The sequence below is a fragment of the Pseudoxanthomonas sp. CCNWLY206-1 genome, assembly GCF_039710385.1.
GTDB lineage: Bacteria > Pseudomonadota > Gammaproteobacteria > Xanthomonadales > Xanthomonadaceae > Pseudoxanthomonas_A.
This window is the reverse complement of the sequence record NZ_JBDKXI010000001.1, coordinates 135,731-150,654: the sequence shown is the minus strand read 5'-3', so window position 1 is coordinate 150,654 and position 14,924 is coordinate 135,731. Positions and strand designations below refer to the sequence as shown.

Below are 14,924 nucleotides of genomic sequence, written 5' to 3'. Positions count from 1 at the left end.
GTGGGGCGTTCTTATTGCCCGGAGTTTCACGCTATGTCCATCTGGAAAGATCAAGGCGCTACCAAGAAAGATGCCGCTACCCTGGTGCCGGAGCCATCGTCCCCTCCCGAGCGTGAAGCACCTGTCGCCGCGACCTTTTCGCCGACTGTGACGGCCCCGGCTGCACGCGCAGCTGTCGAACGCGAACCCAAGGAATCGCTGATCGCGGCCGACCTGACCATTGAGGGCAAGATCGAGGGTGTGGGCCACATCCGCATCGCCGGCAAGTTCAAAGGCGATGTCAACGTGCAGGGCGACCTGACCGTGGAAACCGGCGCCAAGCTGAACGGCGGAGTGCGCGCCAAGAAGATCACGATTGCCGGTGAGCTGGAGGGCAACATCGAATCGGCCGAGCGTGTGGAACTACTGGCGTCCGGCGTGCTGATCGGCGACGTAAAAGCCCAATCACTGACCGTCGCTGCGGGCTCGCGGATGCGGGGACAAGCCGAATTCGGCTGGGACGACAGCAAGACCACGGCCAAGCCCGCCAAGAACAACGGCACGGAGCCACTTCCGGGCGCATGAGCAGTCCGCGTCCGGGACAGGCCGGCGCCACCCGCACTTGCCCGCACTGCAAGGCCACCATTCTGGAAAGTGCGTTGGTTTGCCCGGCCTGCAGACACCATCTGCGGTTCGAACCGGGGGCGGTCGCGACAGCGCCCATCATCACGCCCTTGCGCGTGGAAGGCAGCATTCGCCATCCCGCAGACGGCGGAGCGTGGGAATACTGCGTGATGCTGTCGATTCGCAACGACCGCGGCGATGAAATTGCCCGTCAGGTCGTCGGCGTCGGTGCCATGCAGCCAAACGAGCAGCGCACCTTTACCCTGGCCGTGGAAGTCACTCCCGCCACCGGCAAGGGCGGGAAGAAAACGACGCGGCATTGAATCCAGGTCGGCCCACCTGGCCGACGCAGATTACGGTGTATCGCAGCCGCTGCAACCGCCACAGCCCGCACCGCTCGCGCTTCCCCGGGGAGCAATACGGCGTCCTATTGCACGCTGCCATGCAGGGCGGCTTTCGTGTAGCAGCCGCAGCGCCACCGCAACCCGCAACTTGCGCATGCTTCCGGGAAACTGCTTCTTCGCCACTACCCACACGCTGACCAGCACCGCCACGGCGATGATCACGTATTGCAGGGTCAGCGATGCGCTCACGGCTCAGCCAGCTCCCAATCGCACAGCGACTTGGTAGGTAACCAGCGACGCTGCGTAGGCCATCGCGAACAGATAGATGGTCGCGATGGCCATTTGCTTCCAGGAGTTGGTCTCACGCTTGATGGTGGCCAGGGTGGAGATGCACATCGGCGCGTAGATGTACCAGACCAGCAGCGACAGCGCCGTGGCCAGCGACCAGCCATCGCTGATGATCGGCGACAGTGCCTGCGCCGCTGCTTCATCGTCGGCGGCGGACAGTGCGTACACCGTCGCCAGCGACGATACCGCTACTTCGCGCGCGGCCATGCCGGGAATCAACGCGATACAGATTTGCCAATTGAAGCCCAGTGGCGCGAAGAACACCGTCATGGCGTGGCCGATGCGGCCAGCGAAGCTGTAGTCGATGGCCGGCCCCACCGCGTCGGTGGGCGCCGCCGGAAACGACAACAGAAACCACAACAGAATGGTCAAGGCCAGGATGATGCCGCCGACCCGCTTGAGGAAGATCACCGCGCGCTCCCACAGGCCGATCAGCAGATCGCGCGGATGCGGCAGACGGTAAGACGGCAACTCCAATAGCAGCGGGTGCTCGCCCTTGTCGCTACGCCAGCGCTTCATCATCCAGGACACCAACAAGGCGCTGAAGATACCGGCGGCATACAGACCGAACAGCACCAATCCTTGCTGATTGAAGATGCCCCACACCTGCTTCTGCGGCACGAATGCGCCAATCAGCAACGTATACACCGGCAGCCGCGCCGAACAGGTCATCAGCGGTGCCACCATGATCGTGGCCAGGCGATCGCGCGGATCCTGGATGGAGCGCGTGGCCATGACGCCGGGAATGGCGCAGGCGAAACTGGACAACAGCGGGATGAAGGAGCGTCCTGACAGACCCGCCGACGCCATCATGCGATCCAACAGGAACGCCGCGCGCGGCAGATAGCCCGATTCTTCCAACGCCAGAATGAAAGCGAACAAGATCAATATCTGCGGCAGGAATACGATCACCCCGCCCACGCCGGCAATGATGCCGTTCACCAGCAGGCTGTTGAGCGGCCCCTCCGGTAGTGTTGCGCCCACCCATTCGCCCAGCGCACCGGTGCCGGCGTCGATCAGGTCCATTATCGGCGTAGCCCAGGCGTACACCGCCTGGAAGATCAGGAACATCACTACGATCAACGCTACCAAGCCGAATATTGGGTGCAGCAGCCAACGGTCCAGCGCATCGTCGATCTCCGCGGTACGCGTCGGCATGCTGACCGCCAGCGACAGCAACCGGCGCGTCTCTTCGTGGTAACGGTCGGGGTGGAGATCGGCCTGCGCGCCTAGCTGCACGTGTGGCGTATGCGGATGCGCCGCCATTCGGTCGATTTGCTCCACCAGCGCCTTCGCACCGTTGCGTTGGACGGCGACGGTTTCCACCACGGGCACGCCGAGTTCTTTCTCCAGCACGGCCAAGTCGATGCCTATTCCGCGGCGTCGCGCGGCGTCGGCCATGTTGACCGCGACGATCATCGGTTTGCCCAACTCCCGCACTTCCAGCGCAAAACGAAGATGCAAACGCAGGTTGGTGGCGTCGATCACGCAGACCAAAACATCGGGAGCCGGTTCTCCCGGCAGGAAACCACGGCACAGGTCGCGTGTGATCGCCTCGTCCAAGCTGGCCGCATGAAGACTGTACGCACCAGGCAAATCCAGCACGGCGTAGCTACGGCCAGACGCACTGTGGAAACGTCCTTCCTTGCGTTCGACCGTCACACCGGCGTAGTTGGCGACTTTCTGCCGGCTGCCGGTGAGCTGATTGAACAGCGCCGTCTTGCCGCAGTTCGGATTGCCGACCAGCGCCAGTCGCAGGGGAACTGCCTGCGCATTCATGCGTGGCCTTCCTGGTCAGCGCCGTTGGAGCGCAACCGCACGCGCGCGGCTTCGGCGCGGCGCAACGCGAAGCGGGTGAAGCCTACCTGCACCAGCAGCGGCTCCGCGCCCATCGGACCCTTGGCGACGATCTCCACTTGCTCTCCATTGACGAATCCCAATTCACGCAGGCGGCGGGCGATGTTGTCGTTGGGTCCATGATCTTCCACAGACTCCACGATGGCCGGGGTCCGCCGGGGCAATTCGGTCAGCGTCACGTAATTAACTCTTAATGCGAACTATTCTCATTGTAGCATCGCCGCAGTGCACGAAAGGCGCCACCCGCTCTAGGGCTATCATTCAGGGACTTTTGAAGGAATGGCCCTGATGGCGGAATCGCCGGTTAAACAATCGCTTGTACAGGACCTCCGGGGCAGTGTTCTGCATATAAGCCTGCACCGCCCAGAACTGCATAACGCCTTCGACGCCGACCTGATTCTGACGCTCACCACGGCCCTGGAGAACGCGGCCGCGGATCCGGCGATCCGGGTTGTGGTGCTGGAGGGCGCCGGCACTTCTTTTTCAGCCGGTGCCGACCTCAACTGGATGCGCGGCATGGCGGCCGCTAGCGAGACCGAGAATCGTCAGGACGCGCTTGCCCTCGCCCGCCTGATGCGAACGCTGGACGAACTGCCCAAACCCACCATCGCCCGAGTGCACGGCGCGGCCTTCGGCGGCGGGGTGGGATTGGTGGCGTGCTGCGACATTGCCATTGGCGTGCCGGAGGCGAAATTCGGATTGACCGAAAGCAAGCTCGGGCTGTTGCCTGCGGTGATCTCGCCGTACGTCATCGCCGCTATCGGTTCCCGCCAAGCACGGCGCTGGTTCGCCAGCGCGGAAATCTTCGACGCGCATACGGCCTTTCAGATCGGTCTACTGCACCAAGTCGTGCCGATGGACCAACTGGACGATGCCGTCAACCGGCAAGTCGCCTTGTTGCTGAAAGCCGGACCGGTCGCGACCGCCAGCGCAAAGCGACTGGTGAGTCGCGTTGTCGGCGAAAGCGACCGCGATGTGCTGGACACCGACAACGCTCGCCTGATCGCGCAATTGCGTGTCTCCCCGGAAGGCCAGGAAGGACTCGCGGCCTTTCTCGAAAAACGTCCGCCCGTCTGGGCAAAGGAATAAACGATGATCGACCATATCGGTGTATCTGTTTCCGATTACGCGCGGAGCAAAGCGTTCTACGAAGGGGTGCTGGCTCACCTAGGTGCGGCGCTGGTAATGGAAGTGACGCCGGAAATGACCGGCGATGGCAGTAGCCATGCAGGCTTCGGGCGCAGTGGCAAGCCAACCTTCTGGATCAGCCCGCGCGCGTCCGACTCGTACAGCCATGTCGGCTTGGTTGCGGAAAGCCGTGAACAAGTCGATGCGTTTCATAGGGCCGCACTGGCCGCTGGCGGCAGCGACAACGGCGCGCCGGGTGTCCGGCCGCATTACCACCCCAACTACTACGCAGCGTTCGTGCTGGACCCGGATGGCCACAATATCGAAGCGGTTTGCCACGTGCCGGAATAAGACATTTGGAGTCAATACGTAGGATGGGTTGAGCGCAGCGATACCCATCGCTTGCGTCGGGCTACCGAACGATGGGTATCGCTGCGCTCAACCCATCCTACAAGTTGCATCTTCTCCCGCTCTCTCTTTGGGAGGGCTTAGAACCGGAATCTTGATGTTCAACAAAATCCTCATAGCCAATCGCGGCGAGATCGCCTGCCGGGTCATTCGTACCTGCCGTCGCCTGGGTATTCGCACGGTCGCTGTTTACTCGCAGGCCGATGTCGATGCTCAGCATGTGCGATTGGCCGATAGCGCCTATCTCATTGGCGGGCCGAGGCCGGCGGAGAGTTATTTGCGCGGCGATGCCATCATTGAGGTGGCGAAGAAAGCCGGAGCGCAGGCTATCCATCCCGGCTACGGCTTTCTGTCGGAAAACGCGGATTTCGCAGAAGCGGTAGACGCCGCCGGCATGGTATTCATCGGTCCGCATGCCGCTTCGATGCGCAAGATGGGCAGCAAGGCCGGCGCCAAGGAACTGATGGCCGCGGCGGGTGTGCCGGTGGTGCCGGGTTATACCGGTGCCGACCAGTCGCCCGAGCTGCTGCTGCGCGAAGCGATCGCGGTGGGTTTTCCGCTGATGATCAAGGCCGCGCATGGCGGCGGCGGCAAAGGTATGCGCATCGTGCATGGGCCGGACGATTTTCTTGCTCAGCTGGAAAGCTGTCAGCGCGAAGCCCGCAATGCCTTCGGCCGTGACCGGGTGCTGCTGGAACGCTATGTGCAATCGCCCCGGCATATCGAAATCCAGGTGTTCGGTGACGGTCATGGCAACGCCATCCATCTCAACGAACGCGAATGCTCGGCGCAACGCCGCTACCAGAAGGTGCTGGAGGAATCCCCGTCGCCCTTCCTGACGCCGGCTCTGCGGGCAGCCATGGGAACAGCGGCGGTCGACGCCGCGCGCGCCATCGATTACGTCAATGCGGGGACGGTGGAATTCATCGTTGATCCACAGGGCGCGTTCTACTTCATGGAGATCAATACACGGCTTCAGGTGGAACACCCGGTGACCGAGTTGACTACCGGGCTCGACCTGGTCGAATGGCAGTTGCGCATCGCCTCTGGAGAACCGCTGCCGTTGACGCAGGCGCAAGTGCCCCAATCCGGCCACGCCATGGAAGTACGTCTGTACGCGGAAGATCCGGAGGCCGGCTTTCTGCCGGGTTCCGGACGCCTGGAAACACTGCGGCTGCCAGCGCCCTCCGCGCACGTGCGCATCGACTCGGGAGTGATCGAAGGCGACACGGTTTCCATCTTTTACGACCCGATGATCGCCAAGCTGATCGTCTGGGAAGAAGACCGGCCACGCGCCCTCGCCCGCCTGCGCGAGGCCTTGGCGCATTGTCATATCGTTGGGCCGAAATCGAACATCGGTTTCCTGGAGCGGCTGGTCCGGCACCCGTCCATTGTCGAAGGCAGTATCGATACCGGTTATCTGGACCGGCATCTGGACGAGTTCATGCCGGTCGAAGCGGCTGACGCGCATCTATTGCTGGCGGCGGCAGCCGTGGTCCTCTTGGCCCAAGAGAACGACGCGCTGACCAAAGCAACCGCATCCGCCGATCCGTACTCTCTCTGGGCAGTCGCCGATGGCTGGCGCCTGGGCCATGGCGGCTACCGGCCGCTGGCCTTCCTTCATCGTGGCCAGGATCTGGCATTGATCGCGCATGGCGCCGCTGGCGACTACCGGATTGAACACCAAGGGTCGAGTGTCGCGATCCAAGGCGCACGATTGACCGGCGGTGCCCTCAGTCTACGTATCAACGATGAGGCCAGGCGTTTTCAGGTGACCCAGGACGGAAAGCACCTGATCGTGCACGATGGAGAACAACGCCTGGCACTGGAAGCCGTACCGGTATACCGCCGCATCGACACCGGTGACGTGTCAGGCGACGATCGCATCCGTGCGCCCATGCCAGGGCGTGTGGTGGTAGTGAAAGCCAAAGCCGGCGATGTGGTCGGCGCGGGACAGGAGCTGCTGGTGATGGAAGCGATGAAAATGGAGCTGGCGTTAAAAGCACCGCGCGATGGCGTGGTGAAGGAACTGCGTGCCAGCGCCGGCGATTTCGTCGAAGCCGATGCCGTGCTGGCGCTGCTGGAATGAAAACGTGCTAATGCGTCGGGCTCGTCGCGGTTGGCTCTGTTCGTACTGGAAGGTTGGCTGATGCTCGGAAGTTCCTCATCGCTCGGTCTCTTAGCCACCACGGGTAAAGCCCCGGGTCTGCGCTGCGCTGCGGCCACGGGACGGCAGCCATGACCGATTTCGTCCGCATCGTCGAGGTCGGGCCGCGCGACGGCCTGCAGAATGAGAAAGCCATCGTCGCCACCGCGGACAAGATCGAGCTGATCGATCGTCTGTCGCAGACCGGCCTGCGCACTATCGAAGCCACCAGCTTCGTCAGCCCAAAATGGGTGCCGCAACTGGCCGATGCCGCGGAAGTATTCTCCGCCATCACGCAGAAGCCCGGTGTCGCTTATCCGGTGCTGGTACCCAATGAAAAAGGTTACGAACGTGCACGCGAAGTGGACGTGCGGGAAGTGGCGGTGTTTACCGCTGCGTCCGAAGCGTTCAACCAGAAGAACATCAATGCGAGCATCGATGAATCGATCGAGCGGTTCCGCCCCGTGCTGGAACGTGCCCGCGCCGACGGCGTGAAAGTGCGCGGATACGTTTCCACCGTCCTCGGTTGCCCCTACCAAGGCGAGGTTCCCGTGGCCGACGTTGTGCGCGTGGCACAACAACTACATCGGCTCGGCTGCTATGAAATCTCGCTTGGCGACACCATTGGCGTGGGCACTCCCCACAAGGCCAGCGCCATGCTGAAGGCCGTTGCTGGCGAAGTCCCACTGCCTGCGCTTGCCGTGCACTTCCACGATACGTACGGACAGGCGCTGGCCAATATCCTGGCCTGCCTGGAATACGGTGTCCGCGTGGTTGATGCTTCGGTTTCCGGCGCAGGGGGCTGCCCGTACGCGAAGGGCGCCAGCGGCAATGTGGCCACCGAGGACGTGGTGTACCTGCTGCATGGGCTGGGATTCGAAACCGGTGTGGACCTGGACCGTTTGAGCGAAACCGGACGTTGGTTGGCCGCCCGCCTGGGCCGGGAAACCGGCAGCAAGGTCGGCAAGGCATTGGCCGGCGCATGAACCCTCTCGCGCCGTCCGACGAAATGGTTTCCACTTCGGCGGACAGCGATACCGCGGCGATCCTGCTTGGGCTGGAACGTGCGAGCGCGGACACCTCACTCAGCGAGGAAACACGCGAACTGCTAGCGGCTGCACGAACCGCTCTACTGGCCGCCAGACAGGACACCGAGACCGCACGCCAGCGCTACCGCAACCTGTTCGACGCGGTGCCGGATCCCGTCAGCATCATTGCCGAAGATGGCACCGTACTGGACCTCAATCGCGCTGGCGTGCACGCCTACCGCCGGCCGCGCGAGGAGATCGTCGGCCAGAACATCAGCCTGCTCAATCCGGACCTGCCGCGCGATCACCTGGTGCCTGTCTGGGAAACGCTCAACCGCGGCGAGACCTACGTCATCGAAGTCACCAACATGCGTGGCGATGGCACCCGCTTTCCGGTGGAAGTGCATTCGGCCAACATCTCTTTCGACGGTCGCAAGAGCATCGTCGCCGTGGCCCGCGACATCAGCAGTCGCCGCGAAGCGGAAATGCGCTACCGCGAACTGATGGAGACGATCGACAAAGGCATCGTGGTGCAGAACCGCGATCTTGGGATCCAGTACTGCAATGGCGCGGCCTTGCGTATCTTCGGCATCCGCGAGGACCAACGCGTGTCCGACGAACTGCGGCTGGACCGCTGGCGCATCGTCGATGGAAACGGCCGGGAAATTCCGTCGTCCGATCTGCCCGCGCAGCGCGCGCTGGATTCCGGCCATGTGGTCGAGAGCGTGTTGCTGGGCATGTACCACCGGCAAAAGAAGCAGCTGATGTGGCTGACCGTCACCGCGGTGCCGCAGTTCGCTCCTGGCGGCAACGAGCCCGCGCAGGTGACCTCCATCTTCAACGACGTCACCGAGCTCAAGCGCGACAGTGCCCTGTTCGACCGGGCCCAATCGCTGGCGCATATCGGCGGCTGGGAATGGGACATCGGCCGCGACCGCATGTACCTGACCGATGAAGCGCTGCGCATCCTGGGCGCGGCGCGTCCGCTGAAAACGCTGGACGCCATGCTGACGTGCCTGCGGGAACCGGACCGCAAGCGGCTGCGCTGCGCCATCGAGAAGATCGTCGAAGGCGGCACTGGCTTCGATCTGGAACTACAGGGCTCCCAGGCCGACGGCCACACGTTCTGGATTCGCGCGATCGGTGAAGCCGAACCTGGCGATCCGGTGACCTCGCGTATCACCGGCACGATGCAGGACATTTCGCAGGACAAGCAGGCCGAGGAAATGCTGCGTATCCAGGCCCGGACCGATCCGCTGACCGGCCTGATGAATCGCGATGCAGTGTTGAATGAACTAGGCACCCGCTTGGCCGATCCGGAGCTCGCCAAAGCCGCGGTGCTGTACATCGACCTGGACCGCTTCAAGATGGTCAACGACGTACTGGGGCACAACGCTGGCGACGAACTACTGGTGCAGGCGGCCAACCGCATCCGCGGCGCAGTGGGCACCGACGGCATGATCGCGCGCTTCGGCGGCGACGAATTCCTGGTGGTCTGCGATGCCCGCACCGAACCCGGCCAGCCGGAGGCGCTGGCCAACGCGGTGTTGCATGCCTTCGCCGATTCGTTCCGCTTCGGCAAGGATGAGTTCGCCATCACCGCCAGTATCGGTATCGCGCGCGCGCCACGCGACGGCGTTCGCCCGCAGCAACTGATCCAGAACGCCGATATCGCGATGTACGACAGCAAGCACCGTGCGCGCAACGGCTGGCAGCCGTTCACCCCGGAACTGGCGCAGCGGCAGCAGGACCGGTTGCAGATCGAAACGCAGCTGCGCCGCGCCGTGGACAATGAAGAATTCCGACTGGTCTATCAACCGCAGGTCGATCTGCGGCTTGGCCGCATCGTCGCCGCGGAAGCGCTGATCCGCTGGCAGAACCATCAGTTGGGCGAGTTGCGCCCGGATCTTTTCATCAGCCATGCGGAAACCACCGGCGATATCGTGCGCATCGGCAGCTGGGTGCTGCAGGAAGCCTGCCGCCAGGTGGCCGACTGGCGCGATCAAGGGCTGGGCATCGTACGGGTAGCGGTCAATGTGTCGTATCGGCAGTTTGTCGGCGACGATCTGGCCGATAACGTGCGAAGACTGCTCGCCGAATTCGACCTGCCAGGTGCGGCATTGGAGCTGGAATTCACCGAACGCGTACTGATCGAGGATGCGCCCGCCACCTTGCACACCTTCGCCCAGCTGCGCGAACTGGGTGTCGTGCTGACCATCGACGACTTCGGCGAGGGCTACAGCGCGCTGAACTATCTGCGCCGCCTGCCTATTCACGGCTTGAAGCTCAGCCAGCTGTTCACCGAAGGCGTGCCCAACAACCGGTCCGACGTGGCGGTCTGCCAGGCCGTCTCCGCCATCGCCCGCAGCCTCGGCCTGACCCTGGTCGCCGAAGGGGTTGAGTCGGAAGCGCAGCGGCAGTTCTTGTTGCAGCTGGGCGTGCCGGTGGGCCAAGGTTTCCTGTTCGCACCCGGCCTGTCGCCGGACGAATTCGCTCGCCGCCTCACCGACACCCCGCTGGAGCGGGTTTCAAACGGCTGAAACCATCAAATGGGCGTTGTAGGGGCGGCGCCGCTTTTGTAGGAGCAGCGTCCCGCCGCGAGCTGTTCCTGTCAGATCGCGATAGATGCGAAGAGCTCGCGGCGGGACGCCGCTCCTACAAGAGGCATGCATGAAGGGATACCACGGATCGGATGCCCATCGCATCGCGTAAAATGCCCCGATTCCCGCTAACGGTTTTTTCCGCATGCATCTTCCCGATATCCGCGCCGTCATAACCGGCGGCGTTTCCGGTCTGGGCTTGGCCGTCGCCCAGCATCTGGTTGCCCAGGGTGGCAAAGTGGCCCTGTTCGACGTCAACGACGAAAAGGGCACGGCGGCGGTTGCCGCGCTGGGCCAGGACCACGCGCGCTACTACAAGACCGACGTGACCGATGAAGACGGCGTGGCCGCGAACATCGCACAAGCTCGGGATTTCCTGGGCGGACTGAATGCGGCCATCAATTGCGCCGGCATCCTCGGCGCTGGCCGTGTGCTGGGAAAAGACGCACCGATGCCGCTATCCACGTTCCGCACCACCGTGCTGGTCAATCTGGTCGGCAGCTTCAACGTGGCCAAGGCAGCCGCCGACGTGATGCAACACAACCCAGCTGGCGAAGACGGCGAGCGTGGCGTGATCATCAATACCGCCAGCGTCGCAGCATTCGAAGGACAGATCGGACAGGCGGCGTACTCGGCGTCCAAAGGCGGCGTGGTCGGCATGACCCTGCCGATGGCGCGTGAGCTGTCGCGATTCGGTATCCGCGTGATGACGATCGCGCCCGGCATCTTCTGGACACCGATGGTCGACGGCATGCCCGAATCGGTGCAGCAATCGCTCAGCGCTTCCATTCCGTTCCCCTCGCGTCTGGGCAAGCCGGAAGAGTTCGCCGAAACCGTCGGTTTCATCCTGCGCAGCCGCTACCTCAACGGTGAAACCATTCGTCTGGATGGCGCCGTGCGGCTGGCACCAAAGTGAACACGCTGCAGGTGACGTTCGGCCCCGCAGCATCGACGACGGTCTTTGCCGGGTTATTGGCCAGCAATGGTTTGCCGGTGAGCGATCTGACCGACTTGCCGGCACCGGATTGCCTGGTCGCAACGATCGAAGATCATGTGGTGGGTGCGGTGGGTTTGCAGATATTCGGTCCATACGCGCTGCTTCGTTCGCTGGTGGTCGCGGATGATCAGCGCGGGCACGGATTGGGTGGAGAGCTGGTGGATCGCATCGAGTCGCTGGCACGCGATCGCGGGATTAAGCAGTTGTTCCTGCTCACCACGACGGCAGAAAGCTTTTTCGCCCAGCGCGGATATTCCAGTGCCGACCGCCAGTCCGCACCGGACGCGATTCGCGGCACTCAGGAATTCTCGTCGCTGTGTCCGGCTAGTTCGGCGTTCATGCATAAAGACCTTCACTGACGGCACGGCTATCCGTTGCCGCCTTCCTTCCATTTCTCCAACGTCAGAATACTCCCATGAAAGCCTACGACATCAAGAAAGGAAACGTCGTCGAACACAACGGCGGTGTGTACCAGGTCCGCGACATCGAACGCAGCTCGCCGCAGGGCCGTGGCGGCAATGTGCGCTTCCGTTTCACCATGTACAGCGTGCCCGGCGGCAACAAGTTGGACGCCAGTTTCGATGGCGATGACGATCTGAAAGAAGTCGAACTGTTGCGCCGGCTGGCGACGTATTCGTACAAGGATGGCGACGCGTTTGTATTCCTGGATGACGAGGACTACACACCGTATACCTTGGACGCGGATGTGGTGGGCGATGCGGCCGGCTACATCACCGACGGCCTGACCGGCAGCTATGTGCAGGTCATCGACGACATGCCGGTAGCCGTGCAGCTGCCGCAACACGTCACCCTGGAAGTGGTGGAAACACCGCCGGAACTGAAGGGCGGCACCGCGACCAAGCGCCCCAAGCCGGCCAAGCTCAATACCGGCATCGAAATCATGGTGCCCGAGTACATCACCACCGGCGAGCGTGTCCTGGTCAACACCACCACCGGCGAATTCGGCGGCCGCGCGGATTGATTTTCTTGCCCTTTTCAGCACCCGATCGACCGTAGGAGCGCCGTCTCGGCGCGAGCTTTTGCTTTCATGACAGCCAAAGGAAGAGCTCGCGGCGGGACGCCGCTCCTACGGGAATCCTTTACCGAATAATTCGAGCGCAGTGCCTTCAACGCAGTTGCATTCCGCCCTGCTCCTTGTGCAAGCGGCGCAAGCGTTCGCCCAGCGCCTCGATGTTGTTTTCTGTGCCCTCCAGCGCTGCACGCTGTTCCGGACTTAGCCACTGCCGCGCGTTGGCGCGCAGGGCTGCGTGTTGCTGCTTCAGTTGTGCGGCGTAGCGGCCACCCGTCTGCATCAGAATGTTTCGCTCTTCCGCCTGCGGCAGTCCATAGCCGCCCTCGGGCAGCAATGTCGCGGGGCGGCTGAAATAGCCCTCCGTCTGCAGAAGATCACGCAGCGCCGCTACCCCGTCGAAAGTGTCGGCGCCCCTCTGTTCGCGGTTGCCCAGATAACGCCGCTTGAGCTCATCGCGCGCCAGCAGCTCCTGCCGCCGCAGCGCGGCTTCTTCCAACAGCAGCAATGCGGCGCTGGTACGCAGAACCTGCGCTGGATTCGATCCAGGATCGGCGCGTTGCAGCCAGGGCGCGCGCACGCCCGGCGATAACGCCAGCCATTCCTGGACCTGCGTTTGCGGGAGCTTTAGCGTCGTGCGCGCGACATCGAACATGGCCTGAAAATGCGCGCTCAGCGGTTCGAAACGGTAGCCTAGACGCACTGCTTCGATGGGATCGTCCAGTACTGTTTCGTCGGCGATACCTCGCTTCTGCAATTTCCTTAGCAAAGCAGTCGGGGTGATGCTCGACAAGCGTTCACCGGCCAGGCGCGGCACGCCATCGTGCAGCAGCTTGAAAGTTTCCACTGCGCAGTTGTTGCTGAGAAAGTAATAGCGCCCGTCATAGCTCCAATGAAGTTGCGCGGCACGTTCCAGCAAGCTCGCGACTTCGGATGGATCCAAGCGCAGCGGTATCGAGCGAAGGCCACGCAGCTCGACCTTGGTGTATTCGTCGATCACCTGCCCCAACGGCAACACGAACAACCGCGACGGATAGGAACCGGTCAATCCGCGCCAGCTGGAAATCTGAACGTCATCGACAAAGGCGCGAAACGACAATACGCGATGGTGGGCGAGATCCAGACGGCAATCTGGTCCAGGAGGCCGGCCGGGTGCGCAGATCACCAGCCGTAACATGCTATGCCCCCACCGGCTCATCGGCTGTTCGTTGCCTTCCGCCAACAAGTAATCCACGGCGTAGACGCGATCAGCTTCCAGTTGCAGCAGCGGTGTTTCGGTTTCGTCCGTGCCGGCTTGCAGGAAGACCAGCCCCGGAGCGCACGTGTTCTTCGGCGGCATCCAACCGAAATGACCTGAGAAGTAGCGGAACAGCGCCGGCCGCCGGCAGGCGTAATCCGGGTCCAGCAGGAAGTGCTCCAGATTCACCGCGACGAATTCGGCGGCCTTGGTCAGCTCATAAGGATCCGGACTGCGGTCGCTGAAAGCGTTGCGCGAGGTGCGCAAGCCCAGGCGCAATGGCGCCACCTGCCAACCGGCGATATCGAGCAGTCGAGGATCGCGCGATAGCTGGCCTTGAGGGGCGCGATCATAAAAATGCGCTAGCTCATGAATGACCGCCGCCAACGCCGCGCGCTTGCCCGGATCATCCACACCGGCATCAGCCGGACGCGACATCCAACCGTCAAGCAGCTTGCGACCCAGCAACAGGCGCTTCGCCTGCGCGCGCCCGTGGACCTGCTGGGGCAAATCATCGCGCCATGCCGCAGCAATTCGCGGTTGCGAAGCGGCCACCCAGGCGGGCGGCAAGCGCTCCTTTGCGGCCTCCAGCAACTGGCGCGTCGCAGCCGCCTGCTCAGGCGTCAGCGTTTCGGTTTCAGGTTCGAGATTCAGCGCGGCCTGCACGTTTGCCGTGCAGGCCAGCAGGCAAAGAACCAGCCACGTTCGCGGCCGGCGGAACGGACTCACAACGCCAGGATGGCCTGCGCGAGTTCCAGATCGCTGGCTTGGCGCGCGGCCACATCGCGCTCACGCAGCTGGCGCAGTGCGGCTTCCAACCGAGCGCCACGGATGCGGCCTTCGCTGGCAACGAAACTGGCGGCATCATCGCGGGCCTGCAGCACCACTTTGTCGTCTTCGGAGGTACTGCCGGAAGAAGCCGAGGAGCCCGCCGACGAAGCACCGGCCGAACTGCCGGCGAAGCTGCCCGCCAGCGTGGGAAGAGAAAGCGCCAGCAACGCACCGGCAATCAAAAGTCGCGACATATCGTTTCCATTGTGGGCTATGGCGCCAGTGTGGCGCGGTGCGGCAAGCGTACCGGCAAATACGTCTGTTCGCATGAACATCGTCACCTTGCCGGCAGCGCAATTCGCGCTGCATTTGGTTCTGGTTTGTTACCGCTAGCGACGCCTGGGATCTGTTTGCCCGCAACGTGAAA

The 14,924-nt window shown here is 63.0% G+C and carries 15 protein-coding genes; 10 read left to right on the top strand and 5 right to left on the bottom strand.

All coding sequences use genetic code 11. From position 1 onward, the window contains the following. Positions 1-33: 33 nt before the first annotated feature. Together AADW18_RS00650 and AADW18_RS00645 are read left to right on the top strand one after the other, a co-directional pair. Positions 34-564: a polymer-forming cytoskeletal protein gene (locus AADW18_RS00650; RefSeq protein ID WP_337341418.1), complete on the top strand. Its 531-nt coding sequence runs from the start codon at positions 34-36 to the stop codon at positions 562-564. Then, on the top strand, positions 561-926 hold the full coding sequence (locus AADW18_RS00645; protein ID WP_337341417.1) for a hypothetical protein: 366 nt from the start codon (positions 561-563) through the stop codon (positions 924-926). The genes AADW18_RS00650 and AADW18_RS00645 overlap by 4 nt, the downstream gene beginning before the upstream one ends. Before the next feature lie 30 nt (positions 927-956). Here the strand turns inward: AADW18_RS00645 and AADW18_RS00640 are convergent, their stop codons facing one another. The 3 genes from AADW18_RS00640 to AADW18_RS00630 are packed head-to-tail and all read right to left on the bottom strand — an operon-like array spanning position 957 to position 3,331. Continuing rightward, positions 957-1,196, bottom strand: coding sequence for a DUF6587 family protein (locus AADW18_RS00640; RefSeq protein WP_337341416.1), 240 nt, complete (start codon positions 1,194-1,196; stop codon positions 957-959). A gap of 3 nt (positions 1,197-1,199) precedes the next feature. Next, positions 1,200-3,074 carry a ferrous iron transport protein B gene (gene feoB / locus AADW18_RS00635; protein ID WP_337341415.1) on the bottom strand — a complete coding sequence of 625 codons (1,875 nt, stop codon included), beginning with the start codon at positions 3,072-3,074 and terminating at the stop codon, positions 1,200-1,202. After that, positions 3,071-3,331: a ferrous iron transport protein A gene (locus tag AADW18_RS00630; protein WP_337341414.1), complete on the bottom strand. Its 261-nt coding sequence runs from the start codon at positions 3,329-3,331 to the stop codon at positions 3,071-3,073. The genes feoB and AADW18_RS00630 overlap by 4 nt, the downstream gene beginning before the upstream one ends. Before the next feature lie 109 nt (positions 3,332-3,440). On the opposite strand from AADW18_RS00630, the gene AADW18_RS00625 reads away from it, so the two are divergent. The 8 genes from AADW18_RS00625 to yeiP all read left to right on the top strand — a co-directional run bounded on the left by AADW18_RS00625 (position 3,441) and on the right by yeiP (position 12,441). Further along, positions 3,441-4,241: an enoyl-CoA hydratase-related protein gene (locus tag AADW18_RS00625; RefSeq protein ID WP_337341413.1), complete on the top strand. Its 801-nt coding sequence runs from the start codon at positions 3,441-3,443 to the stop codon at positions 4,239-4,241. Between the two features lie 3 nt (positions 4,242-4,244). After that, a complete protein-coding gene (locus tag AADW18_RS00620) occupies positions 4,245-4,631 on the top strand; it encodes a VOC family protein (protein ID WP_337341412.1) in 387 nt (128 codons plus the stop codon). 154 nt (positions 4,632-4,785) lie between these two features. Next, the gene (locus AADW18_RS00615; protein ID WP_337341411.1) at positions 4,786-6,777 is read left to right on the top strand and encodes an acetyl/propionyl/methylcrotonyl-CoA carboxylase subunit alpha; all 1,992 of its coding nucleotides are present in this window, start codon (positions 4,786-4,788) and stop codon (positions 6,775-6,777) included. Positions 6,778-6,926: 149 nt separating this feature from the next. Continuing rightward, positions 6,927-7,820 (top strand): hydroxymethylglutaryl-CoA lyase, encoded by an 894-nt coding sequence (locus tag AADW18_RS00610; protein WP_337341410.1) that lies wholly within the window; start codon positions 6,927-6,929, stop codon positions 7,818-7,820. Beyond that, complete coding sequence (locus tag AADW18_RS00605; RefSeq protein ID WP_337341409.1) at positions 7,817-10,402, top strand: EAL domain-containing protein; 2,586 nt, start codon at positions 7,817-7,819, stop codon at positions 10,400-10,402. The genes AADW18_RS00610 and AADW18_RS00605 overlap by 4 nt, the downstream gene beginning before the upstream one ends. Before the next feature lie 205 nt (positions 10,403-10,607). After that, entirely contained in the window at positions 10,608-11,378 is a 771-nt protein-coding gene (locus tag AADW18_RS00600; protein ID WP_337341408.1) for an SDR family NAD(P)-dependent oxidoreductase, read from the top strand. Beyond that, on the top strand, positions 11,375-11,818 hold the full coding sequence (gene arsN2 / locus AADW18_RS00595; protein WP_337341407.1) for an arsenic resistance N-acetyltransferase ArsN2: 444 nt from the start codon (positions 11,375-11,377) through the stop codon (positions 11,816-11,818). Before AADW18_RS00600 ends, arsN2 begins: the two co-directional genes overlap by 4 nt. A 56-nt stretch (positions 11,819-11,874) precedes the next feature. Beyond that, on the top strand, positions 11,875-12,441 hold the full coding sequence (yeiP, locus tag AADW18_RS00590) for an elongation factor P-like protein YeiP (protein ID WP_337341406.1): 567 nt from the start codon (positions 11,875-11,877) through the stop codon (positions 12,439-12,441). A 145-nt stretch (positions 12,442-12,586) separates the two neighbouring features. On the opposite strand, the gene AADW18_RS00585 is transcribed toward yeiP, so the two are convergent. Both AADW18_RS00585 and AADW18_RS00580 read right to left on the bottom strand, forming a co-directional pair. Beyond that, on the bottom strand, positions 12,587-14,455 hold the full coding sequence (locus AADW18_RS00585; protein ID WP_337341405.1) for a DUF4105 domain-containing protein: 1,869 nt from the start codon (positions 14,453-14,455) through the stop codon (positions 12,587-12,589). Next, on the bottom strand, positions 14,452-14,751 hold the full coding sequence (locus AADW18_RS00580; protein WP_337341404.1) for a DUF2388 domain-containing protein: 300 nt from the start codon (positions 14,749-14,751) through the stop codon (positions 14,452-14,454). The genes AADW18_RS00585 and AADW18_RS00580 overlap by 4 nt, the downstream gene beginning before the upstream one ends. Positions 14,752-14,924 lie beyond the last annotated feature (173 nt).

Excerpts from the sequence above, each read along its gene's own strand:
- AADW18_RS00615 (WP_337341411.1), top strand. The coding sequence starts at position 4,786 with ATGTTCAACAAAATCCTCATAGCCAATCGCGGCGAGATCGCCTGCCGG.
- AADW18_RS00650 (WP_337341418.1), top strand. The coding sequence starts at position 34 with ATGTCCATCTGGAAAGATCAAGGCGCTACCAAGAAAGATGCCGCTACC.
- AADW18_RS00625 (WP_337341413.1), top strand. The coding sequence starts at position 3,441 with ATGGCGGAATCGCCGGTTAAACAATCGCTTGTACAGGACCTCCGGGGC.
- AADW18_RS00605 (WP_337341409.1), top strand. The coding sequence starts at position 7,817 with ATGAACCCTCTCGCGCCGTCCGACGAAATGGTTTCCACTTCGGCGGAC.
- AADW18_RS00600 (WP_337341408.1), top strand. The coding sequence starts at position 10,608 with ATGCATCTTCCCGATATCCGCGCCGTCATAACCGGCGGCGTTTCCGGT.
- AADW18_RS00580 (WP_337341404.1), bottom strand. The coding sequence starts at position 14,751 with ATGTCGCGACTTTTGATTGCCGGTGCGTTGCTGGCGCTTTCTCTTCCC.
- AADW18_RS00645 (WP_337341417.1), top strand. The coding sequence starts at position 561 with ATGAGCAGTCCGCGTCCGGGACAGGCCGGCGCCACCCGCACTTGCCCG.
- feoB (WP_337341415.1), bottom strand. The coding sequence starts at position 3,074 with ATGAATGCGCAGGCAGTTCCCCTGCGACTGGCGCTGGTCGGCAATCCG.
- AADW18_RS00620 (WP_337341412.1), top strand. The coding sequence starts at position 4,245 with ATGATCGACCATATCGGTGTATCTGTTTCCGATTACGCGCGGAGCAAA.
- yeiP (WP_337341406.1), top strand. The coding sequence starts at position 11,875 with ATGAAAGCCTACGACATCAAGAAAGGAAACGTCGTCGAACACAACGGC.
- AADW18_RS00610 (WP_337341410.1), top strand. The coding sequence starts at position 6,927 with ATGACCGATTTCGTCCGCATCGTCGAGGTCGGGCCGCGCGACGGCCTG.